The organism is Coriobacteriia bacterium, assembly GCA_030652115.1.
In the GTDB taxonomy this organism is placed as follows: domain Bacteria; phylum Actinomycetota; class Coriobacteriia; order Anaerosomatales; family Anaerosomataceae; genus UBA6100.
This window is the reverse complement of the sequence record JAUSBK010000013.1, coordinates 81,501-108,251: the sequence shown is the minus strand read 5'-3', so window position 1 is coordinate 108,251 and position 26,751 is coordinate 81,501. Positions and strand designations below refer to the sequence as shown.

Sequence of the window (26,751 nt, the reverse complement as noted above, 5' to 3'; positions counted from 1 at the left end):
GCCTACTCCCCGGATGCCGCAAGCCCATCCAGCCGTGTGCGCAACTCCGCCTCGGTGAGCGGGCCGATGATCGTCTCGGTGACCTCGCCGTCCGCACCGACGAATACCGACGTGGGGATGTACTGCGTGGGGTAGCGGTCGAGTACCGCATCGGCGGCCGGGTCCGTGGTCACCGCGTCGACGAACACCACCTGCCCCTCGTACTCCGGCATCACGTCCGCGGCGACCGCCGCGAGCTCGGTGCAGGAGACTCAAGTCAGCGAATGGATGAGCACGTAGACCGGTTCGCCGGCAGCAAGCGCGGCGTCGAGCGTGGCCGAGGTAGCATACGGCTCCTCAGGCGGCGCCGAGGTGCTCCCGCCGCGCGACAGGACCATCGCCGTCAGGATGGCGAAGACCGCCACCGCCAGCACGAGCACGAGCAGGCGCCCGCGACCCGGCGATGGGGGCGCATCGGCGCTCGTAGCCAGCTCGTCTTCGACCGAGATCGCATGCTCCGGCGCAGTGGACTCCTCAGGCGACAGCGTGGACATGCTACGCCCCGGCGCGCTCGAGGATCGACTTCACTTCGGCGAGCTTCGGCAGACGCCCGGCAAGACGCACCTCGCCGTTCACCACGAGCCCGGGGGTCGACATGATGCCGTACGCCATGATGTCCGAGAACTCGGTGACCTTCTCGACCTCGGCGTCCAGGCCCATCTCGTCTACGGCCTCGCGCACGGTCTTCTCCAGTTGCTTGCACTTGGCACATCCCGTGCCGAGGATCTTGATCTCCATTGAGCGGTTCCCTTCGTTTCGTGGCCGGTTGCGGCCGCTAGAGTCCTTCGATCGCCGCGCCCACGGCGGCGAGCACGTCACGCTGCACCGTGTAGTACACCCACGTGCCGTCCTTGCGCGCGGTCACCAGACCGGCGTCCCTGAGCGCGGTCATGTGATGCGAGATGGTGGATGCGGCAAGCCCCAGATGCTCCGAGAGCTTGCACGCGCACACCTCGTCAGAGGCGCAGCAGGTGGTGTCCGCCGCCGAGCGCTCGAGCAGGAAGCGGATGATCTCGCGCCGCTGGCCCGAGGCGAGCGCCTTCAGGGCTGCATCGAGCTGCGTCTCCGTGATCGCTTCAGCAACAGCCATTACCGGAACGCACCTCCCTCGCCGTCCGCACCACCGCATCCAGATCCAACTCGCCGAAGCAGGCAACCACCCCGCCCACGACCACCATCGGCGGGTCCGCCTGCTGCCGGACCATGATGTCGAGCACGGCATGGCGCTCGTCGTCCACAAGCGAGTACAGATCCTTCTCCATCACCGCCGCGGGGATACCCTCGCCGCGAAGCCGCTCGCTGATCACGTGGACACGCCACGCCGACGGCATGTCTCAAGTGGAGCCTTCGGCCGCCACGAATTCGACCTCCGAACCGGGGTCGCACATCAGCGCCCCGCCTCAACCGCAGCCCGGAGCCGAAACGAGCGTGACCGCCAGCGCCGGCTGAGCAGCCGGGGCGCAGCACGCCTCAACAAGAACCTTTCTGGGCCCCCCGCAACAGTCAGCCACAGTCGCTCAACTCCGATTCGACAGTCATCGAACTAGTACGTATACTTCGACATACATCGAAGCATACGGTGTACGCGGCACGGGCACAAGCGTTATAGCGACCGCGGACCGGGGCTTCAGCTGGAAGTACGGCCTACGACCGAAAGACGAGACGCCGATGGACCTGCTCGCAACCGTGTTCGGCTGGATGAACGACCAGCTCCTCAAGATGCTCTGGCTGAACGACCTGGTCGGCGCGTTCGTGGAGAACGTTCTGCACCTCCCGCTCGACGAGCGGCTCGGCGCGAGCGTCCAGTTCTTCCTCTACGACACGGTCAAGATCTTCGTCCTGCTCTCGACGCTGATCTTCGTCATCTCCTACGTGCAAAGCTACTTCCCGCCCGAACGGACGAAGCGCATCCTCGGCCGGTTCGACGGCATCGGCGGCAGGATCCTCGGCGCGCTGCTCGGCACCATCACGCCGTTTTGCTCGTGCTCCTCGATCCCGCTGTTCATCGGGTTCACGTCGGCGGGACTGCCGCTCGGCGTGACCTTCTCCTTCCTCATCAGCTCACCGCTCGTGGACCTCGCCTCGGTGATCCTGCTTGCGAGCATCTTCAACTGGAAGATCGCCGGCGCGTATGTAGTCGTCGGGCTCGTGCTGGCAGTGGCTGGCGGCTCGGCCATCAGCGCACTCAAGATGGAGCGGTTCGTGGAGCCGTTCGTGTACGGTTCGCACCTGGTCGACATCGACCTGCCCGAGATGACCCGGCGCGACCGACTCTCGTTCGCCTGGGATGCCGTGACCGAGATCGTGAAGCGTGTGTGGCCCTACGTGCTCGCGGGTGTAGGCATCGGCGCGGTCATCCACGGCTGGATTCCCGAGGAGTGGGTGGCGGCGGTGCTCGGCGACAAGAACCCATTCTCGGTGGTGCTCGCCACTCTGATCGGCGTCCCGATGTATGCGGATATCTTCGGCACGCTGCCGATCGCCGAGGCGCTCGTGGGCAAAGGCGTCGGCCTCGGCACGGTGCTCGCGTTCATGATGGCCGTGACCGCACTGTCGCTGCCGTCGCTCGTGATGCTCAAGAAGGTCGTCAAGACGCCGCTGCTCGCGACGTTCTTCGGCCTGGTCGTGACCGGCATCCTGATCATCGGCTACGCGTTCAACGCGCTCGGCGGCTGGTTCGTGTAGCACCGCCGCTTGACGCGTGTCAGAGCACGTAGGTACACTCTTGGTGTATCCACTTGGTGTATCTGCGAGGTGACCGGAGTGGCAGTCTACAAGGTGAACGTCTCCCTGCCCGAGCATCTGGTGAGCGAGATCGACGAGGCCGCGGCCGAGCTCGGCCTGAGCCGAAGCGGGTTCATCGCCGAGGCCAGCACGCGGTACGTGGTGGACGTCCAGAACCTGTCCGCCGAGGAACGCCGGCGTAAGGACATCGAGCGCGCGATCGAGTCCTTCAAGCGCATAGGAGCTCAGGCGCCGCCGGGTACCGGACAGCGGATGATGGAGCAGCTGCGCAGGGACCGGGACACTCCCCCCGAGATGCTGCGATGACCACATGCCTTGTGGTCGACAGCTGCGTCGCGTTCAAGTGGTTCTGCCAGATCGGTGAGAGCGGTGTGGCCGAGGCCTTCGCGCTGCTCGAAGCCAGCGCACGGAATGCGGTCGCGCTTGTCGCGCCGGGATCCCTGACGCTCGAACTGGCAAACGCCCTTCGCTACTCGAAGCACACCGAGGAGAACGTCCTCACAGCGCTCGAACAACTGGACCTCCCCCACATCCAGCTGTTCGAGGCCACTCCAAAGCGCCTGCACGCCGCAGCCCTGCTGTCATACCGCCACAACATCAGCGTCTATGACGCGCTGTTCCTTGGGCTCGCTGAGGAACTCGGGTGCCCGCTGGTTTCTGCTGACGGCAAGGCGTTCGCCCACATCGAGACGCCCGTGGAGCTCAGGCTGATCTGAGCGCGACAGGGCCCGGCTCATCCCGAGCCGGGCCCCTCAATGCGACGCGGTCGAGCGGCTACCCCTGCGGACCGCGGATCGCCAGGTACTCGATGATCACTGCCTTCTGCGTATCGTCGATCTGCGCGCCGTTTTCGATCATGTGGTCGACGGCAACCTCCCAGCCGGTCCAGTCCAGCACCGCTGCGTTCACGCGCTCGGTGGTATGGCACACCATGCACTCCTGCTGGACTTCTGAGGCGCCGTAGAGCTTCACCTGTTCGCGTGTGGTCAGGTACTCGAGGACGGTCGCCTTCTCCTCCTCGGTAAGCTGCGCACCGTTCTCCAACATGTGGTCGACGGCCTTGGTCCAGCCGCTCCAGTCGAGCCGCGCCTCGTCCACCGTGGTGATGGGGTGGCAGACCGTGCACTTCTCGGACACGAGCGCCCACCCCGTCTTGTTGGTTGATGCATCGATCACGGGCAGCGCACCAGCATCAGCTTCAGCTTCGGTGGTCGCTGCTTCGGCCTCGCTCGTCTCGGTAGCGGAGTCACTCTCGGCCTCTTCCGCGTCACTGCCGCCGCAACCCGTTAGAGCGAGCATGCCCGCAAGCACGAACGCGAGGACCAACAGTCGCTTGTCACGCATCATCACTACCTCCTCTGACGCACATGCACGGGCAATTCGAGTGGCATCGACCAAAGCTGTCGCAAGACGCCACGAGATGGGCCACTTGCCCCCTCGCGATAGACGTTCGCTGCAACACACCCGTGTCCTGCCCGGCGGCGCGTGCGTGCTGCCGAACGGTGCCCGTGCGTTGCCGGACGGCGCAAGCCTGGGTCCCGCGACGGACTACCCGGCTCGCAGCCCGGCGACCATCTCCTCGATGGTGGCAGGCGACGTGTTCGTGTCCTCGGCCATGAAGACGAGGTCCTCGGGCGTAGGCTGGTAGCCCTCGCCGGCGTGCTTGAGCGCGTTGCGCACGTAGGAGCGGTGCAGCTTGCCGAGGTCGGCCTCCTGCGCGCGGATCTGCTCGGGACGCTCGGGGATGACGATCGCCTTACCCGGAACGTTCTCGGCCGGGTCACCGCACCTCACCTCGACGCCCTGCGTGCGCGCGAAGGCGAGCTGGCTCCAGTGGTGCTTGCCGGCGCCGGTGTACTCGGTCTCCTGTACCACCACCGTGGCGTCGCTCGGCAGCTCGCGCGCGAGCGACATCGCGGCGGCCATGGCGGTGTTGCCGCTCGGCCCGCGCTCGAGACCCTCGAGCTTGCAGAGCGCCTCGGTCACGTAGAAGACCTCGCCCTGGCTCACGGTGAGATAGCGGTCCATGTAGCGCAGCGATCGCGCCGCGTTGCGCGGCACGTCGGCGCGATCAGGCCACGTGGCAAACGGCACGCCGAAGCCGGTGTGGCCTGTGGTGAAGCTCTTGCGGTTGAAGTCCGTATCGCTCGCCATATGCAGACCGCTCAAGTCCACACTTGCGCTCACGATCTCGGTCCGCGCGCCCACTCGCTTGAGACCGCGCGCCGTGCCGGTCGTGTTGCCGCCACCGGCGTGCGTGCACACCACGTGCGTGGGTGGCGCGCCCGTGAGCGCCGTCATCTCCTCGGCGAGTTCCGCACCGAGACTCTCGATGCCGGACACGCCGAACGGCGAGTAGAGCGATGCCGAGAGGTACCCGGTCGCGTCCAGCAGTTCGAGCATGTGGAAGAAGAGCTCGGGGCCGACGGTCATCTGCACGACCTCGGCGCCGAACGCCTCGCACAGCCGCGACTTCTCGACGATCTCCGGCTGGCCGACATGGCGCGAATCGAAGGTCTCCTGGCAGATGATGCACTTGAGGCCGGCACGCGCTGCCTGACTCGCCACGGCAGCACCGTAGTTGCCCGAAGTGGCGGCGATAACGCCGGCAAAACCCTTCTCGCCGGCAACATGGATGCTCATGGACGCGCGGCGGTCCTTGAACGAACCGGCCATGTTCGCGGCCTCGTCTTTGACGAAGATCCGCGCGCCGTATCCTGGTTCGGCATAAGAACGCACCAGGTCGGTGATGTTGCGTAGCTCGAGCAGCGGCGTGCCGCCCACGCCGGCCGAACGCTGGATGCCGCGAATCCGTTCGAGCGTGTAGCCGTGGGCGGACATCATGCCCTCGTAGTCGAAAGCGATCGGACTCCGCTCGAACTCGGCGTAGTCCATGCCGAGCGCGCGCTTCATGATCTCGCCCTTGCGGGCCATGACGGTCTCGTACCGGGTCGCCATCTCACTCACCCGCTTCCGGGCCGGCGACGCCCGGCACGTGCGATGGCACGAACTCACCGTCCATGGCGTCCGCACGGTACTCCGCGATCCGCGCGCGCAACTCGCGTCCGATGGCCGCAAGCTCGGTCGGCGGCGTGCCGAAGGTGTGCGTGTAGCCGGGACTGATCGCCGAGAGGTGCCCGCCCACGACGCGGCCCGACATCGTCTCGACCTCGATGGCGTCTCCAATCATCCCCGCAGCGCGCGCGAAGCCCTTGACCCAGGCACGCAGCGGCTGTGCCGCGGTGTCCTCGGGAAGCCCGGCTGCTCGCTCGGCGGGCTCGAGCAGGACGTACTCGACCTCGACCCAGTCGCCGGGCGAGCAGCGGAACTCGTCAGTCATGGCGTGCCCCTTCGTTCGGGCGGTCTACTCGGTGGGAGCCCAGAAGCGCGGGATGGGCAAGTCCGTCACGGTGAGGATACCCGCAGGCGCCTCGGTGATGACCGGGATGTAGTTGCCGGTGCTCGCATAGGTCCCTTTGCCACCGGGGATCTCCGGCTTGTTCGACATGTTCACGTTCGGATCGCCGGTGATGCGGATGTAGTCGCCGGTCTCGATGCCCTCGAGTTCGGGGTGGATCTGTTGCGGGTGCACGAGCTCGATCTTGAGCTCGCCGTTGCTGAAGCCGCGGCCGATGTGGCGGCAGCCGCACACATCGCCCGGCGCCACCTTCACGTGCGGTGTCTCGCGCGGCACCTTCGTCACGATCGGTTCGCGTGTCTCGACGATCTCGTCGATCTCCCAGCCGATCGCCTCGGCGATCATGCGGATAGACTCCTGGAATCCGATGTGTCCCACGATCGTGCCTTCGGCCACGCCGCGCTCGAACTCCGCAACGGTGGTGCCCACGCCCTGGCTCGCCATGACCGTGGGGCCGAATGGCGAGAGATCGTTCACGCGCTCGGCCTCGATCTTGTCGACGCGCAGGCAGATCGACGTCCAGGCGACGATGAGTGCATCGAGGATGAAGCCGGGGTTGATGCCGGTGCCGAGGACGGTCACGTCGTGCTCCTTGGCGAGGGCATCGTAGCTCTCGGCCCAGTCGGGGTCGCTCGCCCACGGGAACGCGAGCTTCTCGGCGATGCACAGCACGTTCGCGTGGGCCTTCACGCACGCCTCTACCTGATCGGCGATCTCATCCAGATTGCTCTGCGTGCAGATGCACACGACCTCGGGGTTCTTCGCGAGCACGGCGGCGGCATCGGTGGTCATGCTCACGTCGCACGAGCGGCCGAGAAGCTCGCCGACCGTCTTGCCCTCTTTGGCAGGGTTCGTGACGATGGCGCCCACAAGCTCGATGTCTTTCGGCCGGTCCAGGATGAAGCCGAGCAGGCCCTGACCCATCATCCCTGTGCCCCACACCGCGACCTTGATCACGAGAAGCTCCTTCCGAAGGTGTATGCAGTTCGACGGTCTGTGTATGCAGTCCACGATATCGCCTTGCGCGCTCTCGCGCGAGATGGTCGCGGATGCTTCTCCGCGTTGGGAGGTTAGGCGTACACTCGCGACACTGTCCGTCCGCGCGCGCATCCGGAGAAGCATATGCCCGTTCTCGCCGCCCGTGACATCGTCCAGCGCTTCGGCCGGCAGGAGGTCCTCCGCGGCGTGTCGCTCGGCGTGGAGCGAGGCGAAGTGCTCGGACTCCTCGGCCCATCCGGTGCGGGCAAGACAACGCTCGTGAACATCCTGGCAGGCGTGGCCGAACCGGTCTCCGGGCTCGTCAAGGCATTCGGCGAGCCGATGCCATCGCTCGAGCTCATGCGGCGCATGGGCTACATGGCGCAGTCGGATGCGCTCTACACCGACCTCACCGCGAGCGAGAACCTCGAGTTCTTCGGCGCCATCTACGGACTCACCGGCCCCGCACTCAAGGCGGCCGCCGCCAAAGCGCTCGCCACCGCGAACCTCACGGTGGAGCCGCGCAAGCAGGCGCGCGACTACTCCGGCGGCATGCGCCGCCGTCTCTCGCTCGCCACCGCGCTGCTGCACGAACCGGAGCTGCTGATCTTGGACGAGCCGACGATCGGCCTCGACCCGCTTCATCGCGTGGGCATCTGGGAGTCGTTCCGAAAGATGGCCGCCGAAGGCCGGACGCTCATCGTCACCACACACGTGATGGACGAGGCCGAGCGATGCGATCGCCTCGCGCTCATCCGCGACGGCATCTTCATCGCCATCGGCACGCCGGAGGACCTGAAGGCACGCGCGGGGGCCGCAACGCTGGAGGATGCCTTCCTCCACTTTGCGCGGGCCGAGGGGGCCGATCACGATGCATAACGCGCTCGCCGTCACCATCCGGATCCTGCGCCAGTTCAAGCACGACCCGCGCACGCTGTTCATGATGATCGTGGCGCCGATCCTCGCGCTGTTCCTGCTCAACATCATCTTCGGCTCGCCCGAGTACGAGCCGCTCATCCTCACCGGTGACGTCCCCGGCGACTTCGTGGAGGCGCTTGAGGATGCGGGTGCCCGGACGGACGGCGCGGAGTACAACGATGCGCTCGCCCGCCTTGGCGAGGCCGATGCCGACGGCTACGTGACACTCGAGGACGACACCCTGAGGGTGTGGGTCGAGGGCTCGGACGCCGCGAAGACCGGCTCTGTGGTGCGAGCGGTGAACCAGGCGCAGATGAAGACGCTCGTCTCTCTCGAACTCGACCTCAAGCCGATCAAGCTGCCGGGCGGCCTCACGCTCGACATCACCGACTACATCGACCTGCCGGAGTTCAAGGCCCCGGAGGCGCCCGAGATCACCTACGTGCACGGCGAAGCCGATATGGGCGTCTTCGACTACTACGGCCCGGTCTTCATCGGCGTGTTCATCTTCTTCTTCGTGTTCGTCACGAGCGGCATCAGCTTCCTGCGCGAACGCACCGGCGGGACGCTCGAACGCCTCATGGCGATGCCCATCCGCCGATGGGAGCTCGTGCTCGGCTACGCCCAGGGCTTCGGGCTCTTCACCCTCGCCCAGAGCACGATCGTGGTCCTTGCCAGCATCTACGGCGTCGGATTCCCCAACTTCGGCAGCATCTGGCTCGTACTGCTGATCGCGCTCTCGATGGCGCTCGTATCGCTACTGCTCGGCATCCTGGTCTCCGAGTTCGCCACCACCGAGCTGCAGATGATGCAGCTGCTCCAGATCATCGTGATCCCGCAGATCCTGCTCTCGGGCATGCTCGATCTCTCTCAAACGCCCGGGTGGATGCAGTTCCTGAGCCGCATCTTCCCGGTCACCTACGGGGCCGACGCGATGCGCGCTGTGATGTTGCGCTCGGAAGGGATCGGCGGGGTGTGGCTCGACCTCGTCGTGCTCTGGGCGTTCATCGTGGTGCTCTTCGGCGCCAACGTGGTAGCGCTCAAGAAGTACCGGCGGATCTGACGCGCGCCGGCCGCGCCGAGGCCGCTACGGCGTGATCCAGGACGAGATCATGTACCCGTTTTCGGCAGCCCACGCCGTGGCCGCAGCCTCGTACTCCTCGACATTGGAGTTGAGCATCCGCTGTGCCATGCGCACATCGTCCATGGCGTTGAGCGAGTCGATCATCACCTGCGGCTCAACCACTCCTCCGGTGGTGAGCACTCCTTCGTAGATGCGGAACGTCGCGGGGTTGGCGAGCAGCTCGGTGATCCGTGCGTCGTTGCCCGTGGCGCGATAGATGTCGCACAGCGCGCGGGCCGCGGGCACAAAGACCGGCTCGTCGCCGTTGGCCAGGCGCTGCTCGAGCGCCGGGACGATCGCCTCCCCCTGTCCGGCCAGCGCATCGGCGAGTTCGATCTCGCTGATGGCAGCCGCGTGACCAGCGTCGAGTTCGGCGAGCAGCGCCTCGGCCACCTTCGGGTCCGGAAGGTTGGCGAGGCCCCGCATGATCCCCCAGAGCTTGAGCTGGTCGACGGGGCCGATGTCGTACTCGGACTTGCTCCGGTCGATAGCGGCGAGCGCGGTCAGCAGCGGCTCGATCGCTCTCGGGTCGCCGGTGGCGCCCAGTGCCGCGTAGACGTCACCTTCGAGATGTAGAGGGGCCTCACCCTCCGCCCACCCCAGCAACGCGTCCACCGCTTCGGGAGTCCCGAGCTCACCGAGCTGCTCGACGGCGGGTTGGCGGATGGCATACTGGTCCTTCGTCACGTCCTCGGCCATGGCCACGAGCGCGTCAACATCGCCCTCTTCGGCGGCCTTGTAGACCCCGGAGTCGCACCCGGTGGCGAGAATGCTCGACGCGACCAGCAACCCCAAGACGATCGCGGAACACAGTCGCGTCCTCATCGTGGCCTCCCCCCATGCACGTCACTACGGGAGAACGTTCCCGCCTTGGACCGCATCGACACCGGCAACACATCAGCCGCGAGTGATCCGCCTGCCGGCTCCCTCGAGAACAAGACCCGTGATTGCGCCCGCGATCGACGGGGCCACGTGGGCCGAGACCAGGCGGTACACCTCGCTGTCGGATGGCGGCAGGCTGTCGGCGAACCGCCTCCCTGCGGCGCGCATCGCCTCGGCAACGCGCGGCACCTCGCGCTCGGTCAGGCCCACGCGCTTCACCACATCGAGCGCGTCTTCGATACAGTCGGCAAGCGGCACGAGTCCGATGACCCTGCTCGCAGCCGACGAGTCGACCGCGCGTCCCGCTCCGCTGCGCCAGTCGGCCGTGCCTAGCTGCCAGATGCGGATGCCCACCAGGAGCCCGAGAAGCGTCGTGATCATCCAAAGCGCCATGTAGACGCCCTTCCCGAGCGCCTCGGGCCACGCGAGGGCAGAGCCCAGGCTGCCCGCCACGCTGCTCAGAGGCCCTGCGGCCTCGCCGAGCGCGGGTAGCTGCGGCGGTAACGGGATGAAGGTCAGAGCGAGCACGACGAGCAGGAGCGTGCCGCGCTTCTTCCGCATGAAGGCGTCGCGCGGAGCAGCGAGTGTGTAGCCGACCAGGTACGCCACAGCTGCCGAGCCGATGAGTGCGGCGATGGCCGCTGCGAGCATGACGCCTCCTACCGAGCCGTGCGCAGGATCTTGCCCGGGAAGATGCCGACGTTCTCGATCTCGACCTGCACGTCCTCGCCGGTGATGCGCATCTGGAAGCGAACGGGCTCACCACCCGAGACGGGGCCGGAATGATACTCACCCTGGACGTCAGGTGCAGTGGCGGAGATGTTGAGGTTGCCGAACCCCTCACCGCTGATGTAGCCGGAACTGCATATCGTGGGCTCGCCTCCGGTCTCCCCCGTGAGCAAATTGACAAGCTCAAAATCAACGACGGAGAACTCGAAGCTTTCATCACGAACGCCGCCGGAGATGTCCCCCAGGCTCTGGACGATGCCAAGATCCTCGGAGTACTTCCCCGTCATAGAGAGCAGGCACGTTCCCTTGTACGGCCCGCCCATGCCCACGCCACCGCCGGAGGCGAAGATGTCGAGATCGTAGATGAATTCCCATCCCTGCACGCTCTGCGTCTCGCTCCCGATGACCTTGATGGTCCAGTCGGGCGTCTGTCCCTTCATCTGCGCCTGTTCGACCCATGCGGCATCTCTGGCCGCCTGATCCTCCTCGGACGTGGTGTAGGGGGAGAAGCCCTGCACGTAGGCGGTGAGGAAGGTGCGTCCGCCGTAGTCCATGCGGGTGGTAGCGACCACCTCGGCCACCGTGCCGTCGTCGGCAAGCTTCACGATGGTCGCGTTCGGGGATGCCTCGCCCGGAAGCGAGAAGCCGATGGAGCACCAGTCGGTGGGGTCCTCACCTTGAGTGTCCACATACACGCCCGGGCAGAGGGGGTACTGAACGCCTTCCGGCGCCTCAGCGAGAGGGGTGACCTGCCAGGTTGCCCCGTCTTCGGCGGCGCCCGGCGGCACGTAGACCGCCGCGTAGGCATCCCCGGTCGCCACGCCCACGCCGCCGCCGTCGCCGGTCACCGCGAGCTCGACGGCGCTCTCCTCATCGACCACGAACCCGTCAGGGAGCTCGTCTGCCGAAGTTGATTCGGTGCCGCCCCCCTCGCCTCCTTCGCCGTCACAGCCGACCCCGGCCAGCAACAGCGCAAGTACGAGAAATGCGGCGAACAGGCGACTGCGCGACATGGCGACGCTCCTCCTTCAGGCGATCCATCTGCACTGATGGTACTCCCTGGGACAGGGCGTGCGGGAGGGGCTGCGAGCGAGCGGGCCCGGGCGTCCGACAGACGCGCTACGCGCCGAGGTACGCGCGCTTGAGCTCGGGGTTCTCCAGCAGCTCGGCGGCAGTGCCCTCGATGACGACACTCCCGCCCTGCAACACGTAGCCGCGGTGCGCGATCGAAAGCGCGGCGGTGGCATTCTGCTCCACCACGAAGACAGCCACGCCCTGCTCGTTCACCTGCTGGATGAGGTCGAAGTTCTGGTCCACGAGCGCGGGTGACAGACCCATGGAGGGCTCGTCCATGCAGATGAGCTTGGGGCGGCTCATGAGCGCCCGGCCGAATGCCACCATCTGCTGCTCGCCTCCAGAGAGCGTGCCGGCGCGCTGCTTGCGACGCTCGGCGAGCTTCGGGAAGAACTGGTAGACGCGCTCGAGGTCGGCCGCTATCTCGGCAGTATCGGTGCGCGTGTAGGCGCCCATCTCAAGGTTCTCGAGCACGGTGAGGTGCGGGAAGAGGCGGCGGTTCTCCGGCACGGTGGCCACGCCGCGCTTGATGCGCTCTGCCGTGCGCAGGTTGTTGATGACCTCGCCCTCCCAGAGCACCTCGCCCTTGGCGGGCTTCACGATGCCCAGGATGGTCTTCATCGTCGTGGACTTGCCCGACGCGTTACCGCCCAGCAGGCAGACGATCTCGCCCGGGTGGACGACGTAGTTGACGCCCTTGAGGATCTGGATGCGCCCGTAGTAGGTCTCGACGCCCCGGAACTCAAGCAGTGGCTTCTGCTGCTCGCTTGCCAAGATAGGCCTCCACAACCTGCGGATCGTTGGCGACTTCGTGGTACGTGCCCTCGGCGATCATCACGCCGTGGTCCATCGCGATCACGCGGTCGGACACACCCTCGACCACGTGCATGTCGTGCTCGATCATGATGATGGTGTAGCCCTTGTCGCGCAGGACCTTGATCTGTTCCATGACCTCGTGGGACTCCATCGGGTTCATGCCGGCCACCGGCTCGTCGAGCATGAGCAGCGTGGGGTCCGAGGCGAGTGCGCGGGCGATCTCGAGGCGACGGCGGTTGGCGTAGGAGAGCGAGAACGCAGGCTGCTGCTGCCGCGGACCGGAGAACCGGCCCGGGAACATCTCGAGGATCTCCCGGGCGCGCTCGCGCATCGCCTTCTCCTCGCGGCGGACCTTCGGCAGGCGCAGCATCGAGGAGACGAGTCCCGCGTCGGTGACCGAGTGCATGCCCACGAGCACGTTGTCGAGCACGCTCATGTTCGAGAACAGGCGCAGCGACTGGAACGTGCGCGAGATACCTTTGTCGTGCACCTGATCGGGGCGCAGACCGGCAACGCTCTCCCCCTTGAGAAGGATCTCGCCGCTATCCGGCTCGTACAGACCGCTGATCACGTTGAACGTGGTCGTCTTGCCCGAGCCGTTCGGCCCGATGATCGAGACGATCTCGTTCTCGTTGATGGTGAATGAGAGATTGTCCACGGCCTTGAGACCGCCGAAGCTCATGGACACGCCCTGCAGTTCGAGTATCGCGCCCACGGCTACACCTCCAGGTCCTTCTCGCCCTCTTCAAGATCGAAGAGGCTCTGACGGGTCTTCTCCAGCTCGCGCGGATCCACCTCGTGCGACTCGCGTCGCCACAGCTTGTCGGGCAGCAGGCCCTCGGGACGGAAGATGACCATCACGACGATGAGCACGCCGAAGATGAGCATCCGGTAGACCTCGAAGTCGCTGCGTGCCGCACCCGCGGCCTCGCGGATGAGCTGCGGCAGCGCCTGCAGCACGATGGCGCCGAGGATCACGCCGGGAATCGAGCCCATACCGCCGAGCACGACCATGCAGACCACGATCACGGACTGCATGAACGTGAACGATTCGGGGCTGATGACGTTGGAGTAGTAGGCGTAGAGCGAGCCTGCGAAGCCCGCGATGCCTGCCGAGAGCACCACCGAGAGCATCTTCGCCCGCGAGGCGGTGATACCCGATGAGATGGCAGCGAGCTCGTCCTCGCGAAGCGCATTCCACGCGCGACCGATCCGCGAGTTCTTGAGGTTCGAGAGTAGAATCGCCACGGCGATCACGCACACGAGCACCAGGTAGTAGTACTCGATCGGCTTGTTGATCGTGAGCCACGCCGCCCACCCAGTGTCGCCGAGCCCCTCAACGACCTTCTCGCTCGCAAGCATCGGCGAGTAGATGCCGGTGATGCCGTTCGGGCCGTTTGTGAGGTCCTGCAGGTTGATGATCGTGAGGCGCACGATCTCGCCGAAGGCGAGCGTGACGATGGCGAGGTAGTCGCCGCGCAACCTGAGCGTCGGCAGGCCGATCACAAAGCCCGCTGCCATCGCGATGAGCGTGCTCACCGCGAGCACCGCCAGAAACGGCCACTGGATCTCGAACTTCGGCGAGGACAGCAGCGCAGTCGCGTACGCGCCGAACGCGAAGAACGCGATGTAGCCAAGGTTCAGCAGGCCCGTCTCGCCCATGACGATGTTGAGTCCGAGTGACAGCATCACGAACAGCAGTGCCAACACGCCCACGCGCAGCCACGCCGTCTCGACCACGCCGATGAGATTGAGCAGCGGGAACCCGGCTGCGAGCACGATGCCGAGCGCCACGTACACGCCGCGCGGCACGCTGGCGAGAAGCGAGGAGATGCGACCGGTGATCTGATTCATCGGCTACACCTTCTCCGTGATGGCTTCGCCGAGAATGCCCGACGGCCGGAACATGAGAATCACCATGAGCACCACGAACGCGATGACCGGCTGCCAGCGCGTGTCGATGCGGTACGTTGCGTTCGCAAACATCACCGCCGCGGACACCGCGAGGAAGATGTTGCCGAACATCAGCCGCATCGCATGCGCCGCCGACACCCACAGCAGCGCGTCCTTGCGCTTGGACAGCAGCGTCTTCACGCCGTAGTACGGAGTGAGACGGTAGACGTTGTTGATGCTGCGCTCGTAGGCCGGCGTGCGGCGATCGTCGGCGATGTGCTGCAGGCGACGGCGCGGGACGCGCACCATCTGCACGTACAGTCCGAGGACGAGCCCGGCCACCAGGAACCACGCAAGGAAGCCGAGGTCGAGGCTCACGCCGTACGTCTCGGTCATGCCGAGCACGAGCGCACCCACCACGGCGCCGGGGATGTTGCCGATACCGCCGAGCACCGCCGAAGTGAACGCCTTCAGGCCGTACAGGAAACCGGCGTCGTACTTGAGCGAGCCGTAGTACATCACCACGAGCAGGCCACCGACACCGGCGAGCGCCGAGCCCACGATGAACGTGAACGCGATCGTCTTGTTGGTGTCGATGCCCATCATCTCAGCGGCTTCCATATCCTGCGAGGTCGCGCGCATCGCCTTGCCGATGCGGGTCGACTTCACGAGGTACGTGAGCGCCAGCATGAGCAGCGCCGAGACCGTGATGATCACGATTGCGAGCACGCGGATGCGGATGCCGAAGATGTCGAACGCGGCCGAACCGATCGCGAGCGTCGGCATCGTGACCGGCGTGGGACCGAACACGAGGATGATGAGCTGCTGCATCACGATCGAGACGCCGATGGCCGAGAGCAGTGGGATGATGCGCGAGCGGCCCCGGAGCGGCCGATAGGCGATGCGCTCGATCAGGAAGCCGATGATCATCGGCACGAGCACGGCTGCGACAAGTGCGAGCGCGATGCAGCCGGCGAGCACAAGCGGCGACATTTCGTCACTCACGCCCAGGTAGAGCAGGGTGAACGCCGCCACGTAGCCGCCGATCGTGAAGACCTCGCCGTGCGCGAAGTTGATGAACTTCAGCACGCCGTAGACCATCGTGTACCCGAGCGCGATGAGGGCGTAGATCATGCCCACGGTCAGGCCGCCGATGGTGACGCTGACGATGTGGTCCAGACTCAACTGTTGCTCCTCGCGGGACTGCCTTGTCGGCGGAGTGGCGCGCAGATGCTTCCGTGCATTCTGCACCATCTGTCGCCGGGACGCACGCGGGGAGCGCAGGATTGCTCCTGCGCCCCCCGATCAACTCACGTACTGGACGAGCCGCAGTTACTTGACGGCGACCCAGTCCTCGCCCTCAACGACATACCGCGGCACGTTGGACGGCTCGAGGCCGGCCACCACGATGTCGCCCTTGGCAATGGCGCCGTCAGCCTCGGCAGCGAAGCTGAACTTGCCGGTGACACCCTCGTACTCCAGCTCCTGGAGCGCAACGACGATGTCCGCAGGGTCGGTGGAGCCGGCGGCCTTGATGGCAGCGATGAGCGCACCGAACGCGTCGTAGTTGTTCTGCGCGTACGGGCCGACAGCCTCGCCGTATGCTTCCTCGTACTTCGCAGCAAAGTCGTCATAGCCCGGCTGCTGGTCCTCGGGGAAGCCGCCGAACGTGGCGTAGCAGCCCGCAGCGTTCGCGGCGCCGCCGGCCTCGGCCACGAACTCGGCCGACTTGATGCCGTCGCCACCCATGAAGATGACGTCGCCCAGACCGGCCTCGATCATCTGCTTGCGCATCAGACCAGCCTCGGGGTGGTAACCGGTGAAGATGAGGGCGTCAGGAGCGAACTCCTTGACGTTGGCGACCTGGGCCGAGAGGTCCTTGTCGCCGCTCTGGCAGTTCTGGCGCAGCGTCTCAACGCCGCCGTCCTTCAGTGCAGCTTCGGCCACATCGGCCAGACCCACAGCGTACGCGCCGTTGTCGTCCATGAGAACGACCTTCTTGGCGCCAAGCTCGATCGCCCATGCAGCGAGCGCCTCGCCCTGGATCGCGTCACTCCAGCAGGTGCGGTAGAAGGTATCGACACTCTCGGCGTTGGCCTTCGGGCCGGTCACCGAACCGCTGATCTGCGGGATGCCGTTTTCGGCGTAGATCGGGATCGCCGAGAGGGTGGCGCCGGTGGTGAGCGAACCGATGACGCCGACAACGCCCTCGTCGACCATCGTCTGTGCGACGACGGCGGACTCGGCGGGCTCGGCCTTGTCGTCGAGGATGACGAGCTCGACCTGGTAGGTCGTGCCATCCATCTCGAACGTGCCGAACTCCTCAACAGCCAACTCGACACCGTTCTTGGCCGCGGCGCCGTAGTCCGGCAGCGGGCCCGTGAGCGCGGTCTGAACGCCGATCTTGATGACCTCGACCTCGCCGGTGGCGTCCTCGCCGTCGTCCTCGCCGTCGTCCTGGTTGCAGCCCGCGGTACCGAACAGGCCGAACGTCAGGACGGCAGCAAGCACGAGCGCAAGGACCTTGCGTGTCCGCTCTTGCAGCATGCCTACCCCCTTAGTCGTCGATAGCCGATGCTATCTGGTGGTAGGGCATTCTATCGCACGCGTGCTTGGAATATCTATAGTTCGCGCATGAACGGTGTGTTTCCGCGTGTGCGCACGCCGGCGGTATCACCCGGCGAAGAAGCCGAGCGCCGCCCCCACGTACTCGTCCATGCGACCCGCGAGCGCCTCCGAGAGGCCGAAGCCCGTCTCGATCTCCGCGGGCTCGATTCCCAGGATGGTGACGGGCGGCAGTGGCTTTCCGAGCGCTGTGCCGAGTTCGAGCACCTTCAGCAAGTCACCCTCGTGCGTGCTGAAACCCGCCGACCCTTTGCGCGTGGCCACCTGATCGGGCTGGAAGAGCGCGTACTCGCCCGGAGCCATGCCCATCCGGGCGGAGTCCACGATGAGAACGCGCTCGGTGTCCTCGCCGAGATAGTGCAGGAGGTCGAGCAGATTGCCACCAAGCTCGATGGCCTGGAACCCCCGGTCGAGCCCCGCCTCGGCGATCGCCTCGACGATGCGAAGGCCGATCGAGTCGTCGAGGCCGTTGTAGTTGCCGATGCCCACGAGGTACTGCATGAAGCCCTCCGGATGAAGGCGCCCGCCCACATGCGACGCGGGCGGGCGCTCGAGTGCGTCATCGTTTCGGACTACCTGAGGAACTCCACGTCCAGGTAGTGCGTCGAGCAGGAGATGCACGGATCATACGCACGCACCAGCATCGAGAGTCGGAGTGCCATGTCGTCCTCCGAGGTCTCTGCGGCAAGCAGCTGAGGCACCAGCTGGTCGAAGTCGCGCTGGATGTTGCCGTGGTTCTGGTTCGTCGGGATGATGCAGTTGGCGTTCACGCACATGCCCTCGGCATCGTACTCGTACTCGTGGAAGAGGATGCCGCGCGGCACCTCCACCGCCGCAGCGCCCCGGCCGAACCTGGTCGGCTGCACAAGCTCTTCGTCAACGATGCCCTCGGCGATGATCTCGTCCATCAGGCGGATCGCCTCATACGCCGAGTGCACGACTTCGACCACCTGTGCCACGGAGTTCATGTACGGGTTCGTGCAGATGGGCTGGATCCCCAGCGCCTCGGCGGCCTTCTTGGCCTCCGGGTGCAGCTGGTCGTAGTTCACGTTGAAGCGCGCGAGCGCGCCGGCGGCGTAGCTGTCGAGGCGGTTGCGCGTGTGCTTTGCGGTCGACTGCGGCACGATGTACTCGTTGGTGACGCTCCGGTAGTCCGCCACCTCGTAGCGCGCGCGGTCGCCGTCGGCCAGGATCGTCTGCACGTAGCCGTCGTAGAGGCCGTACTCGTCGTCCGACGTGACCGCCATGTACTCGGTGGACCGGTCGAACGCCGGGATGTTCGGCGCGAGCGCCTGCACGGTCTCGAGCGTTGCCACAAGATCGGGCACCGCAGCGACCAGCTTCTCGCGCATCGCGGCAAGCTCGCGGACCGTCGGAAGCTTCGCAAAGCCACCGGGAATGACCGTGGTGGGGTGCGTGGTGCGTCCGCCGATGAGCGAGCCCCATTCGTGTGCAAGCCGCTTCAGACGCAGCGCTCGCGCGACGACCTCGCCGTGCGTAGCCACGAGCGGGAACACCGAAGGCACGCCGAGCAGGTCCGGCGCGACGAGGATGTAGACGTGCAGGATGTGCGAGTCGAAGTTCTCGGCGTGCTTGAGGATGGTCCGCAGCTTCTTGGTCTGCGGCGTGACCTCGATGCCGAGTGCGGCCTCGGTGGCCTTCACGGAAGCGAGCGTGTGACCGATAGCGCAGATGCCGCAGATGCGGCTCGTGATGCGCGCGACCTCGGAGTAGTGACGGCCGCGCACCATCGCCTCGAAGAAGCGAGGCGCCTCGGGCACCTGCCATTCGCACTTCTCGATCGTGCCGTCCTTCACGTTCACGACGATGTTGCCGTGGCCCTCGACGCGGGTGAGGTGATGGATGTCCACATTCAGGTTCTGCAGCATCGGCGTCATCAGCCCCTCAGGTTCGCTGTGAACATGCGGGCCTTGCCGACCGCACGCTTCTGACTGAATCCGGCACGCTCCATGAGCACCCTCTCAAGGGAGCGCAGGTTGGGCTCATCAACGAACCCCCGGCACGCCTCGCAGGGGATGCCGTCGGCCGGACACGGCGCGCCGCACCCCGCGCGGGCCACCATACCCATGCAGTGGTCGCCCTCGTCGTAGCGGCAGATCGTCTCGCGGCGCTTGCACTCAACGCACACCGGATACGACGGGACCGTCGGCTCGGCGCCGTGCAGGAGGCACGAGATGATGTCGAGGAGCTCGTACTTGCTCATCGGACATCCCTTGGCCTCGTAGTCGACCTTGATGACTGCCGAGATAGGCAGCGCGGGGCCGGACTCCAGGTGCGCATCGCGCCCGTGCTCGCCGTACACGGCCTCGTGATAGTCGTCCTGGTGGTTCTTGAGCGCGTTGATGCCGCCGGTTGCCGCACACGCGCCGTATGCCACGACGATCCTGGCCCGGCGGCGGATGTCCTGCAGCCGCCGGCGGTCCGCCTTACGCGTGAAGCTGCCTTCCACCAGCGCGATGTCGATGCGCTCCGTGGTGGTCTCGGTCATCGCTTCGCGAAACTCGACCACCTCGACGTGCTTGAGGAGCTCGAGCGTCGCCTCGTCACCGTAGTTGGTGAACTCGATCTGGCAGCCCTCGCAGCAGGCGAAGTCGAAGAAGGCGACGGTGGGCTTACGCTTCTCGGTCATCTAGATCGCCTCCTCGAGCGCCTGGATCTCCGAGAAGGGGAAGACCGGCCCGTCGATGCAGCAGTACTTGTCGTTGATCTGGCAGTGCCCGCACTTGCCCACGCCGCACTTCATGCGGCGCTCAAGGTCCACGAAGATGTTTTCACGGTTGATGCCGATCGAATCGAGCTCGCGGATGACGAACTCGAACATCACGGGCGGCCCGCAGATGACCACGCGGGTGTCCGCGGCAAGGTGGGTGGTCTTGAAGAGCGTGGTGATGACGCCGACGTTGCCCGTCCAGGCGACATCGGCCCGGTCGACGGTCTCGTGGTATTCGATATCGTGGGCCGCGCGCCACACCCCACGATCCTCGGGGAACAGCAGCTGCAGCGGGTCGCGGGCGCCGTAGAAGAGCACGAACCGCTCGAATTCGTCGCGCCGGTCCGCGATGTACTGGATGAGACTGCGCGTGGGGCAGATGCCGATGCCGCCGGCCACGACGAGCACGTCATGGCCACGCAGGGCATCAAGATCGAACCCGTGGCCCAGCGGTCCCCGCACCCAGAGCGAATCGCCGTTGCCCTTCGTGTTGATGGCGGTCGAGACCCGTCCGACCGTGCGCACCACGATCTCGAACGTGTCCGTGCGCGTGGGTGAGCTGGCGAGTCCGATGGGGATCTCGCCGTAACCCATCACGCCGACTTCCATGATCTGCCCCGGCTGGAACTCGAAACGCTCACCGCCGACAAGTTGCAGGGTGAAATGCTTCTCGGTCGCGGTCGGCTGATGGGCGTGCAGGATCCTGGCTTCGCGCGGCAGAAAGAGGCTCTCGTTCGAGCCGTTCCCCGAACATGAGCAGCTCATGACGTCACCTCCATGATGGTCGTGATGACCTTGACCGGATCGGCGATGTCCACCGTGCACGCCTGCGCGCAGCGCCCACATCCCGTGCACGCGGGCCCGCCGAGCTTCTCGTTCAGGTAGGTCGTCTTGCGCATGAAGCGGTGACGGAACCGCGCGGAGTGATGCTCGCGGAAGTTCTCGGTCCCGCCACCTGCCATGGTTACCGCCGCGAACTCGCGGGTGAGGCAGGAGTCCCAGTAGCGCGTGCGCTGTCCCGATGTCTGGTCGAGGTTCCAGGTGTCCTTCACGTCGAAGCAGTAACACGTGGGGCACACCGTGTTGCACGAGCCGCAACTGAAGCAGCCGTTCGCAAGCTCTCGCCACAGCTTCTCATCGCCGAAGGAGTCGCGCACCTTCTCGGCGATCGCGTTGCTGGAGTGCGCGAGGCGCTCGGGACAGCGGCCCATCACCGAGGCGTTCACGTCGGCCGCTGCCTGTACTTCCTCCGGCGTGGCATCGCGGAACGCGCCGTACGCGATCAGCGTCTCGCCCCTCGGCGTGCGCGTCTCCAGCACGTAGCCGCCGTCGAGCTTCGTGAGGAAGGCGTCGTGGCCCTCCGGCTCGACTTCCGGCCCCACCGAATCCCAGAAGGCGCGCGGGGAGATCGCCTGGATGTTGGATGCGACGATCGTGGTCGCCTCCCGCTGCGCGAGGTAGTTGTAGTCAGCGTTGCGCTCGCGGAAGAGGAAGTCGGTCATATCGATGCCCTTGACGTCGTAGAAGTGAACGCCGAAGAGCACGGTATCGATCGGTGCGATGCAGCCCTCGACGAGATCGCCGTCGAAGCGGACGAGTTCCTGCGCCGGCGGGAAGAAGACCTTCTTCGGCGGCAAGACCGTCACATCGAAGTCGAGCCGCAGGTCGGAAGATGACTCCAGAGGCTCGTAGACGAACTTCTTGCGCTTCCCGACCGGACCGATGACTCGCGTTGCCGCGATCATCGCGTCCACGAACGGTGCGAAGTCCCCCTCGCGGATGTACATCTCGGTCATAGCGTCCACCTCACGGGCGGTCCCTCCCTCTACCGGCAGCATTCCTCACAAGCGTACCCCTACGCCCGCGGCTGACCCGAAGCACGGCAGCCGAAGGCAAGGCCTACGGATCATGATTCCTTGCAGGCGATGCCGCGCGTGCGCGTCGGAGCAGCCACATTGGCGTGCAGCCGCTCGTAGATGATTGCGTGAGGAACGAACGAATGCAAGGGCGTCTTGTAGCTTCGGGGCACAAAGTCCGCCCGGCGCCGGGCCGGTCGCGCCGGCGAATCGATCGGGGGCCGGGCAAATGGGGCAATGGCGCCGCCGGGAGCTTCCCCCAATGCGAGCGGGCCGCCCCGTGTGGGGCGGCCCGCCGTTCATCCGGTGAATCAGGAGCGGCCCGTGCCGAATCGCTCACGGACGTCTGCGCCATCAGTATCCGACGTAGAACGCCACTCCCTCGTAGGTGAAGATGCCCGGCCATGTGGCGATCACAGTATCACGCTCGCCAGCCGAGGCGGTGTAGAAGTGACTGCCTGTCCGGACGTTATAGAACCGGTAGACCGGCATCGTATCCACGGCCTCCGTTGCGGAGATGTTGTAGGCGATGCCCTCATAGGTGAACACATCGGGCCAAGTGGCGATCACCATGTCACGCTCTTCGAGCGAGGCGGTGTAGAAGTGCGTACCACGCAGCCGATTGTAGAAGCGATAGAGCGGATCGTCGTTCGCCGGATTGTCGAGATTGACCGAGTAGGCCACTCCCTCGTACGCCCAGACACCGGGCCAGGTCACCACGACCATATCCCTTTCGTCCTGCGACGCCGTGTAGAAGTGGCTGCCATTGAGCAGGTTGTAGAACCTGTAGATCGGCAGCATGCGATCGCTCACGAACGTCGCTGCGATCGTGTGGTCAGCCTGCACGTTGGTGAACGTGTAAGTGCTCGCAGTCGGCACAAGCGCGCCGTCGATGCGGAGCTCCGACAGGTGATAGCCAGGATCGGCTGTCATGGTGAACGTCTGATCCGTGCCGATCACGACCGTCTGCGGCGAGGCCGGCGCGATGCTGCCGCCCGCGCTCGCGCTCGGGGTGATCGTGAAGGTCTGGAGCTCGAAGTCCACGTGGATCGTGTTCGGTCCCGTCACGTTCGAGAACGTGTAGAACTCCGGTGGAGCCTGGCCGGGCACGAGTATCGACACGCCGTTCACCAGTACGTCGGCTATCTGGTACCCGGGATCAGGTACGAATACGAACGTCTGCAGCTCTACCGCATGCTGCACGAACGGGTCCGCCTGAGGTGCCGGCGGCACCGGTCCACCCGGATCCGGGTTCTGCGTGTTCGTCCACCAAATGCGTCCGTTCGCTCCCGCAGTTGGCGTGATCGGGTACTCGTTGATCGCGAAGGTCACATGGATGGTATGGTCTGCGGCATCGGCTGCCAGGATCGTGTAGGACGCGGGCGCGCCGACAGAGACATCATCGAGGAGCACGTCGGCCACGTGATAGCCCGGATCCGGCGTGAAGTCGAAGGTCAGGTCGGCAGGCGCGCTGACCGGCACGCTGCTCGGTGTGGCGGGCGAGATACTGCCGCCAGGTCCCGCAGTGGGCGTGGTCACGAAGCTGTCGAAGTAGACGTCACCGGCCGGGAAGATGTCGAACTCGTTGGAAGCACCCAGAAGCGTGGGATCGAGTGCGGCGTTGAACGTCACGATCCGGTACCGGTAGGCGCGTCCGGGGATGGTGGTGAGGTCGGTGAACGCCTCGGAGTTGGCCTCGCCGATCTTGATGGTCTCGAAGTCGCCTGCCACGCCGGTTTCGGAGAGCGGCGCCCGCTCAACGCGGAAGCCTACCTCGGCGGTGGTCTCGAGTGAGCTCATGATGGTCAGGTTCGGCCGAACGGGCGTGGGGTCGACCCAGGTGAGGTCGATTCCGGCCGCCGAGCCCGGGTCTCCGCTGGCCGCAAGCGGGTTGGGTGCGTCCGGGATCGCCCGGTCAACCGCGAGCGTCACTGGCCGCATCATGTCCATCTCTTCATGGCTCAGGATGTGGCAGTGCCAGACGTACTCCCAACCAAAGTTGTAGAGCTCGTTTGTGACCGTGCGCGGCTGGCCGAGCGGATCCCACGGCGCGAACTGGTCCGTAGTACCAAGCGGCATCGTCACGTCGAGCGCTCGCCAGCTGTCGGGAACACCGAAGGGAAGCTTCGGAGCAACCGGCTTCAAGGCCACAATCGTGTCCTCAAGCGGGCTCACGCGCACCGTTTCTTTCCAGCCGAGTTCGTTGTCATCAGGCGGCCTGAGCGCGCCGTCCCAACCCACGCGGTTGATCAGTTGTACGTCCTGGAGGTGGAAGTGGATGGGGTGCGTGTCCACACCGTTGTGCGTGATGCGCCATATCTGCGTACCGTCGGCAAGCACCGGGGACAACGGCGACATCTGATCCGTGAGGATTTCTGTGGGCGGATCCAGGAACCCGTAGAGGATGAAGTTCTGCAGCGCTCCGCCAACACCCGGGATCTGCAAGCCGAGGTTGCCGGACATGCGGCCGTACATCTGGTCGAACGATTCACCCATCTCGTCCTGGATGGCCTTAGGCTCGAGCGGGAGGGTGATGCTCGTGCCGTCCATCAGCTGGAAGGTCTTGTTGAGGTTCTCGTAGATGCGCACGTACGGGCTATCCACGAACGGGACGGCGTTGTCGTATGCAGCTTCGTAGCGTGCGTCCGGAACGGTTATGGGGTGCTGGCCACGCTCGAACACGCTGGTGTTCGGCCCGGTTGAGACGAACTCCGCGTTGAGAGCGTCAAGATCGAAGGCCGGCGCGGGAGCCGCGGCAGCAACCTTGATCTGCATGACCGTGCGGGTGTTCGGGCCGAAGCCGGCTTCTGTCGGGAACGTGCCGCCAGTGTCAGTGAAGTCGGGCCCGCCGGTGAAGTAGTCGGTGCGCTGGTCGAGTGCCGGGAACGCGGTCGGAGCGTCGTTGTAGACGATGATCGTCTGGCCCGCGTATGCGGAGAAGTCCACGATAACGTCAGCGCGCTCGGCAGGTGCGATCAGCAGGCTGTGGTCCTGGACGTTGCCCACGTTGAACGTCGTGGGATCTCCGTTCCAGGTGATGGGCTGCTGGGGGACGACCACCGGCGCGGGCAGGAAGCCGCTCTCATTTGCGATCTGTACCCACTCGGGACCGGCAGCCGCCGGATCCGGTGCGCCACCCGACCGACCGTCACTCGGCCAAACGATGTCGGGGTAAAGGGTGTCGTATTCCGGCGTCGGCGCCGCGGGGATCATTTTCACTTCGGTATTGGTCCGGCCGTCCGATGTGATCACCGTTGGGTCAGCCGTGTACATCTGCAGGTTGAAGAAGCGGTCCGAGGCACCGTTCAGAATCCGCAGGCGGTACGCCTTCGGATCGACCGTGACCGTCGGATACGCCACGCCATTCACCACTGGCGTGTCCTGGAACGCCTCCATGCCCATCGAGGGGTTGGGCGTTGCCGGCATCGTCGGGTTCTCCCACGGCGTGGTGACCGCGTCCACATAGTAGGGGTTGGGGATAGGCGGGAAGTCGATGTCACTTGTGGGCGGCCAGAACCACGGTCCGTAGTGCCAACGGCCGGTCGCGTTCATGCCGCCAGGATCTGCCGGGTTCTGTGCGGGAACGTAGACGTGTGGCATCCACAGGTCGCCCGTGTGGGGATACGGGGGCGTGGAGCCCCAGTTCCACGTCGGGTCGGTGGTCCCGATGGTCTCGGCATCCACGAACGTCTTGTCCTGGACCACCAGCGGAATGGTGTCCTCGGCATCAGGAATGATCCCGCGCGCGATGAGATCCGCTTCAACGTCATCAGTGATGGCGTACGGCATAACCTCACCGACGTAGACGTTCAGCCGGGTGATTCCGTAGCTATGATCGTGCACCCACATGAGTCGGGCGCTCTGCTGGTTGCTGTAATAGAACGTCATCGAGCCGTCGCCGGGGTCCGGCATATCCGGCACGTTCTTCACGCTGACGCCCTTGGGATAGTTTGTGTCCTCGCCGGCCGGCGTGATCCACTGGTGCGGCGTTCCGTCACTGATCCACGGAGTGACGCCGCCGTGCAGATGCAGCGTCGCGCGGTTCTGGGTGTACATGGTCGTCTCGTCCGGGCCGATACCTGCGCCCATGACCGAGGTGTCTACCGGGATGAACAGGTCGCCCCCGTCGCCGATCGGCAGCTTGTTCGTGAACTTCACGCGAACGGGGCGGTCCTTGGTGGCGTAGACGAACGGACCGAGAAAGCCGATGGGGTCAGGCGCGACCGTGTTGTCGGCCAGGGTCGGATTCGCCACACCGGGATCGGTGCCGTTGTTGACCTGCACGTAGCCGCGCAGACGCGTGGGAGGCAAGTCGCTATGCAGCTGCTGTTCGTACTCCCGCAGCTCGATCTCGTAGTAGTCCGAGCCGGGGTACGTGACGGTATCAGGATGCGCCACTCCGATGTAGTTGCCGAGGTTGTTGGCACCCGCCGGCCCGACTCCGGGCAGCGTATCGACGAACTTGCGCAGCAGCGGGCTGAACGCCCAGTTGGCAACCGGGCGACCCGTGATTGGATCCGGCGTACCGAAGTAGTCGGGGATGCCCCCGGGGTTCGGGGTGGGCTGCACGGCTGACGCGCTCACGCCGCCTGAGACCTTGGCGTTCTGCCACAACACCTTCGCGCGCACGGCGGCCGCTTCGCGCTGCTCCTGCGAGACACGCGAGTTCATCACGTCGTTGTTCTTCTCGCGGAGCTCTTCTTCCGACATCTGGGTGGTCCCCGCAGCGGGCTCAGCGGTCGACTGCGCCACCGCAATCCCCTGCGCCGGACCGATGAGGAGCAGTGACGCGACCAGTACGAGCCTCACGATCACGCCACGCATGTGAGTGTTCATTGCGCTACCTCCCTACTTTGCAGCCCCTATGTGTCGTACTTCGCAAGTTCACGGTGTCCCGCATGACACCGCTGTGACCATATACCGC

28 protein-coding genes are annotated in these 26,751 nt (G+C 65.6%); 5 read left to right on the top strand and 23 right to left on the bottom strand.

Features of this window, described 5'->3' with window-relative positions; all coding sequences use genetic code 11:
• Positions 1-2: 2 nt before the first annotated feature.
• From Q7W51_11010 to Q7W51_10990, 5 genes are read right to left on the bottom strand one after another with little or no spacing between them, the layout of a single operon-like run.
• Positions 3-212: a hypothetical protein gene (locus Q7W51_11010; protein MDO8848901.1), complete on the bottom strand. Its 210-nt coding sequence runs from the start codon at positions 210-212 to the stop codon at positions 3-5.
• 39 nt (positions 213-251) lie between these two features.
• The gene (locus Q7W51_11005) at positions 252-533 is read right to left on the bottom strand and encodes a hypothetical protein (protein ID MDO8848900.1); all 282 of its coding nucleotides are present in this window, start codon (positions 531-533) and stop codon (positions 252-254) included.
• A 1-nt stretch (position 534) separates the two neighbouring features.
• Positions 535-777 carry a thioredoxin family protein gene (locus Q7W51_11000; GenBank protein MDO8848899.1) on the bottom strand — a complete coding sequence of 81 codons (243 nt, stop codon included), beginning with the start codon at positions 775-777 and terminating at the stop codon, positions 535-537.
• Positions 778-814: 37 nt separating this feature from the next.
• Entirely contained in the window at positions 815-1,129 is a 315-nt protein-coding gene (locus tag Q7W51_10995) for a metalloregulator ArsR/SmtB family transcription factor (protein MDO8848898.1), read from the bottom strand.
• On the bottom strand, positions 1,116-1,370 hold the full coding sequence (locus Q7W51_10990; protein MDO8848897.1) for a hypothetical protein: 255 nt from the start codon (positions 1,368-1,370) through the stop codon (positions 1,116-1,118). Before Q7W51_10990 ends, Q7W51_10995 begins: the two co-directional genes overlap by 14 nt.
• 337 nt (positions 1,371-1,707) lie before the next feature.
• On the opposite strand from Q7W51_10990, the gene Q7W51_10985 reads away from it, so the two are divergent.
• The 3 genes from Q7W51_10985 to Q7W51_10975 all read left to right on the top strand — a co-directional run bounded on the left by Q7W51_10985 (position 1,708) and on the right by Q7W51_10975 (position 3,500).
• A complete protein-coding gene (locus Q7W51_10985; GenBank protein MDO8848896.1) occupies positions 1,708-2,724 on the top strand; it encodes a permease in 1,017 nt (338 codons plus the stop codon).
• Between the two features lie 78 nt (positions 2,725-2,802).
• A complete protein-coding gene (locus Q7W51_10980) occupies positions 2,803-3,090 on the top strand; it encodes a type II toxin-antitoxin system HicB family antitoxin (GenBank protein ID MDO8848895.1) in 288 nt (95 codons plus the stop codon).
• On the top strand, positions 3,087-3,500 hold the full coding sequence (locus Q7W51_10975; protein ID MDO8848894.1) for a type II toxin-antitoxin system VapC family toxin: 414 nt from the start codon (positions 3,087-3,089) through the stop codon (positions 3,498-3,500). The genes Q7W51_10980 and Q7W51_10975 overlap by 4 nt, the downstream gene beginning before the upstream one ends.
• Before the next feature lie 58 nt (positions 3,501-3,558).
• Here the strand turns inward: Q7W51_10975 and Q7W51_10970 are convergent, their stop codons facing one another.
• From Q7W51_10970 to ord, 4 genes are all read right to left on the bottom strand, one after another.
• The gene (locus Q7W51_10970; protein ID MDO8848893.1) at positions 3,559-4,131 is read right to left on the bottom strand and encodes a hypothetical protein; all 573 of its coding nucleotides are present in this window, start codon (positions 4,129-4,131) and stop codon (positions 3,559-3,561) included.
• A gap of 201 nt (positions 4,132-4,332) precedes the next feature.
• Complete coding sequence (ortB, locus tag Q7W51_10965) at positions 4,333-5,742, bottom strand: 2-amino-4-oxopentanoate thiolase subunit OrtB (GenBank protein MDO8848892.1); 1,410 nt, start codon at positions 5,740-5,742, stop codon at positions 4,333-4,335.
• 1 nt (position 5,743) lies between these two features.
• Positions 5,744-6,124 (bottom strand): 2-amino-4-oxopentanoate thiolase subunit OrtA, encoded by a 381-nt coding sequence (gene ortA, locus Q7W51_10960; GenBank protein ID MDO8848891.1) that lies wholly within the window; start codon positions 6,122-6,124, stop codon positions 5,744-5,746.
• 24 nt (positions 6,125-6,148) lie between these two features.
• Entirely contained in the window at positions 6,149-7,159 is a 1,011-nt protein-coding gene (gene ord, locus Q7W51_10955) for a 2,4-diaminopentanoate dehydrogenase (protein MDO8848890.1), read from the bottom strand.
• Between the two features lie 165 nt (positions 7,160-7,324).
• Between ord and Q7W51_10950 the strand changes: the two genes are divergently transcribed.
• A complete protein-coding gene (locus Q7W51_10950) occupies positions 7,325-8,059 on the top strand; it encodes an ABC transporter ATP-binding protein (GenBank protein MDO8848889.1) in 735 nt (244 codons plus the stop codon).
• On the top strand, positions 8,052-9,161 hold the full coding sequence (locus tag Q7W51_10945; protein MDO8848888.1) for an ABC transporter permease: 1,110 nt from the start codon (positions 8,052-8,054) through the stop codon (positions 9,159-9,161). The genes Q7W51_10950 and Q7W51_10945 overlap by 8 nt, the downstream gene beginning before the upstream one ends.
• A 24-nt stretch (positions 9,162-9,185) precedes the next feature.
• Here Q7W51_10945 and Q7W51_10940 read toward each other — a convergent pair whose 3' ends face one another.
• The 14 genes from Q7W51_10940 to Q7W51_10875 all read right to left on the bottom strand — a co-directional run bounded on the left by Q7W51_10940 (position 9,186) and on the right by Q7W51_10875 (position 26,663).
• On the bottom strand, positions 9,186-10,046 hold the full coding sequence (locus Q7W51_10940; protein ID MDO8848887.1) for a HEAT repeat domain-containing protein: 861 nt from the start codon (positions 10,044-10,046) through the stop codon (positions 9,186-9,188).
• A gap of 72 nt (positions 10,047-10,118) precedes the next feature.
• Positions 10,119-10,754 (bottom strand): hypothetical protein, encoded by a 636-nt coding sequence (locus Q7W51_10935; GenBank protein MDO8848886.1) that lies wholly within the window; start codon positions 10,752-10,754, stop codon positions 10,119-10,121.
• 8 nt (positions 10,755-10,762) lie between these two features.
• Positions 10,763-11,845: a hypothetical protein gene (locus Q7W51_10930; protein MDO8848885.1), complete on the bottom strand. Its 1,083-nt coding sequence runs from the start codon at positions 11,843-11,845 to the stop codon at positions 10,763-10,765.
• A gap of 106 nt (positions 11,846-11,951) precedes the next feature.
• On the bottom strand, positions 11,952-12,680 hold the full coding sequence (locus Q7W51_10925) for an ABC transporter ATP-binding protein (protein ID MDO8848884.1): 729 nt from the start codon (positions 12,678-12,680) through the stop codon (positions 11,952-11,954).
• Positions 12,649-13,437: an ABC transporter ATP-binding protein gene (locus tag Q7W51_10920; protein ID MDO8848883.1), complete on the bottom strand. Its 789-nt coding sequence runs from the start codon at positions 13,435-13,437 to the stop codon at positions 12,649-12,651. Before Q7W51_10920 ends, Q7W51_10925 begins: the two co-directional genes overlap by 32 nt.
• 2 nt (positions 13,438-13,439) lie before the next feature.
• Entirely contained in the window at positions 13,440-14,576 is a 1,137-nt protein-coding gene (locus Q7W51_10915) for an ABC transporter ATP-binding protein (GenBank protein MDO8848882.1), read from the bottom strand.
• A 3-nt stretch (positions 14,577-14,579) separates the two neighbouring features.
• Positions 14,580-15,800 (bottom strand): branched-chain amino acid ABC transporter permease, encoded by a 1,221-nt coding sequence (locus Q7W51_10910; GenBank protein ID MDO8848881.1) that lies wholly within the window; start codon positions 15,798-15,800, stop codon positions 14,580-14,582.
• Between the two features lie 147 nt (positions 15,801-15,947).
• On the bottom strand, positions 15,948-17,162 hold the full coding sequence (locus tag Q7W51_10905) for a branched-chain amino acid ABC transporter substrate-binding protein (protein MDO8848880.1): 1,215 nt from the start codon (positions 17,160-17,162) through the stop codon (positions 15,948-15,950).
• A gap of 126 nt (positions 17,163-17,288) precedes the next feature.
• Positions 17,289-17,741 carry a hydrogenase maturation protease gene (locus tag Q7W51_10900; protein MDO8848879.1) on the bottom strand — a complete coding sequence of 151 codons (453 nt, stop codon included), beginning with the start codon at positions 17,739-17,741 and terminating at the stop codon, positions 17,289-17,291.
• A 71-nt stretch (positions 17,742-17,812) separates the two neighbouring features.
• Positions 17,813-19,129: a Ni/Fe hydrogenase subunit alpha gene (locus Q7W51_10895; protein MDO8848878.1), complete on the bottom strand. Its 1,317-nt coding sequence runs from the start codon at positions 19,127-19,129 to the stop codon at positions 17,813-17,815.
• Positions 19,130-19,137: 8 nt separating this feature from the next.
• A complete protein-coding gene (locus Q7W51_10890; GenBank protein MDO8848877.1) occupies positions 19,138-19,890 on the bottom strand; it encodes an NADH:ubiquinone oxidoreductase in 753 nt (250 codons plus the stop codon).
• On the bottom strand, positions 19,891-20,736 hold the full coding sequence (locus Q7W51_10885; protein ID MDO8848876.1) for an FAD/NAD(P)-binding protein: 846 nt from the start codon (positions 20,734-20,736) through the stop codon (positions 19,891-19,893).
• Positions 20,733-21,767 (bottom strand): 4Fe-4S dicluster domain-containing protein, encoded by a 1,035-nt coding sequence (locus tag Q7W51_10880; GenBank protein ID MDO8848875.1) that lies wholly within the window; start codon positions 21,765-21,767, stop codon positions 20,733-20,735. Before Q7W51_10880 ends, Q7W51_10885 begins: the two co-directional genes overlap by 4 nt.
• 414 nt (positions 21,768-22,181) lie before the next feature.
• Positions 22,182-26,663 (bottom strand): multicopper oxidase domain-containing protein, encoded by a 4,482-nt coding sequence (locus Q7W51_10875; GenBank protein MDO8848874.1) that lies wholly within the window; start codon positions 26,661-26,663, stop codon positions 22,182-22,184.
• Positions 26,664-26,751 lie beyond the last annotated feature (88 nt).

Excerpts from the sequence above, each read along its gene's own strand:
- Q7W51_11010 (MDO8848901.1), bottom strand. The coding sequence starts at position 212 with ATGCCGGAGTACGAGGGGCAGGTGGTGTTCGTCGACGCGGTGACCACG.
- Q7W51_11005 (MDO8848900.1), bottom strand. The coding sequence starts at position 533 with ATGTCCACGCTGTCGCCTGAGGAGTCCACTGCGCCGGAGCATGCGATC.
- Q7W51_11000 (MDO8848899.1), bottom strand. The coding sequence starts at position 777 with ATGGAGATCAAGATCCTCGGCACGGGATGTGCCAAGTGCAAGCAACTG.
- Q7W51_10995 (MDO8848898.1), bottom strand. The coding sequence starts at position 1,129 with ATGGCTGTTGCTGAAGCGATCACGGAGACGCAGCTCGATGCAGCCCTG.
- Q7W51_10990 (MDO8848897.1), bottom strand. The coding sequence starts at position 1,370 with ATGCCGTCGGCGTGGCGTGTCCACGTGATCAGCGAGCGGCTTCGCGGC.
- Q7W51_10985 (MDO8848896.1), top strand. The coding sequence starts at position 1,708 with ATGGACCTGCTCGCAACCGTGTTCGGCTGGATGAACGACCAGCTCCTC.
- Q7W51_10975 (MDO8848894.1), top strand. The coding sequence starts at position 3,087 with ATGACCACATGCCTTGTGGTCGACAGCTGCGTCGCGTTCAAGTGGTTC.
- Q7W51_10970 (MDO8848893.1), bottom strand. The coding sequence starts at position 4,131 with ATGATGCGTGACAAGCGACTGTTGGTCCTCGCGTTCGTGCTTGCGGGC.
- ortB (MDO8848892.1), bottom strand. The coding sequence starts at position 5,742 with ATGGCGACCCGGTACGAGACCGTCATGGCCCGCAAGGGCGAGATCATG.
- ortA (MDO8848891.1), bottom strand. The coding sequence starts at position 6,124 with ATGACTGACGAGTTCCGCTGCTCGCCCGGCGACTGGGTCGAGGTCGAG.
- Q7W51_10950 (MDO8848889.1), top strand. The coding sequence starts at position 7,325 with ATGCCCGTTCTCGCCGCCCGTGACATCGTCCAGCGCTTCGGCCGGCAG.
- Q7W51_10945 (MDO8848888.1), top strand. The coding sequence starts at position 8,052 with ATGCATAACGCGCTCGCCGTCACCATCCGGATCCTGCGCCAGTTCAAG.
- Q7W51_10940 (MDO8848887.1), bottom strand. The coding sequence starts at position 10,046 with ATGAGGACGCGACTGTGTTCCGCGATCGTCTTGGGGTTGCTGGTCGCG.
- Q7W51_10935 (MDO8848886.1), bottom strand. The coding sequence starts at position 10,754 with ATGCTCGCAGCGGCCATCGCCGCACTCATCGGCTCGGCAGCTGTGGCG.
- Q7W51_10930 (MDO8848885.1), bottom strand. The coding sequence starts at position 11,845 with ATGTCGCGCAGTCGCCTGTTCGCCGCATTTCTCGTACTTGCGCTGTTG.
- Q7W51_10915 (MDO8848882.1), bottom strand. The coding sequence starts at position 14,576 with ATGAATCAGATCACCGGTCGCATCTCCTCGCTTCTCGCCAGCGTGCCG.
- Q7W51_10905 (MDO8848880.1), bottom strand. The coding sequence starts at position 17,162 with ATGCTGCAAGAGCGGACACGCAAGGTCCTTGCGCTCGTGCTTGCTGCC.
- Q7W51_10900 (MDO8848879.1), bottom strand. The coding sequence starts at position 17,741 with ATGCAGTACCTCGTGGGCATCGGCAACTACAACGGCCTCGACGACTCG.
- Q7W51_10895 (MDO8848878.1), bottom strand. The coding sequence starts at position 19,129 with ATGCTGCAGAACCTGAATGTGGACATCCATCACCTCACCCGCGTCGAG.
- Q7W51_10890 (MDO8848877.1), bottom strand. The coding sequence starts at position 19,890 with ATGACCGAGAAGCGTAAGCCCACCGTCGCCTTCTTCGACTTCGCCTGC.
- Q7W51_10885 (MDO8848876.1), bottom strand. The coding sequence starts at position 20,736 with ATGAGCTGCTCATGTTCGGGGAACGGCTCGAACGAGAGCCTCTTTCTG.
- Q7W51_10880 (MDO8848875.1), bottom strand. The coding sequence starts at position 21,767 with ATGACCGAGATGTACATCCGCGAGGGGGACTTCGCACCGTTCGTGGAC.
- Q7W51_10875 (MDO8848874.1), bottom strand. The coding sequence starts at position 26,663 with ATGAACACTCACATGCGTGGCGTGATCGTGAGGCTCGTACTGGTCGCG.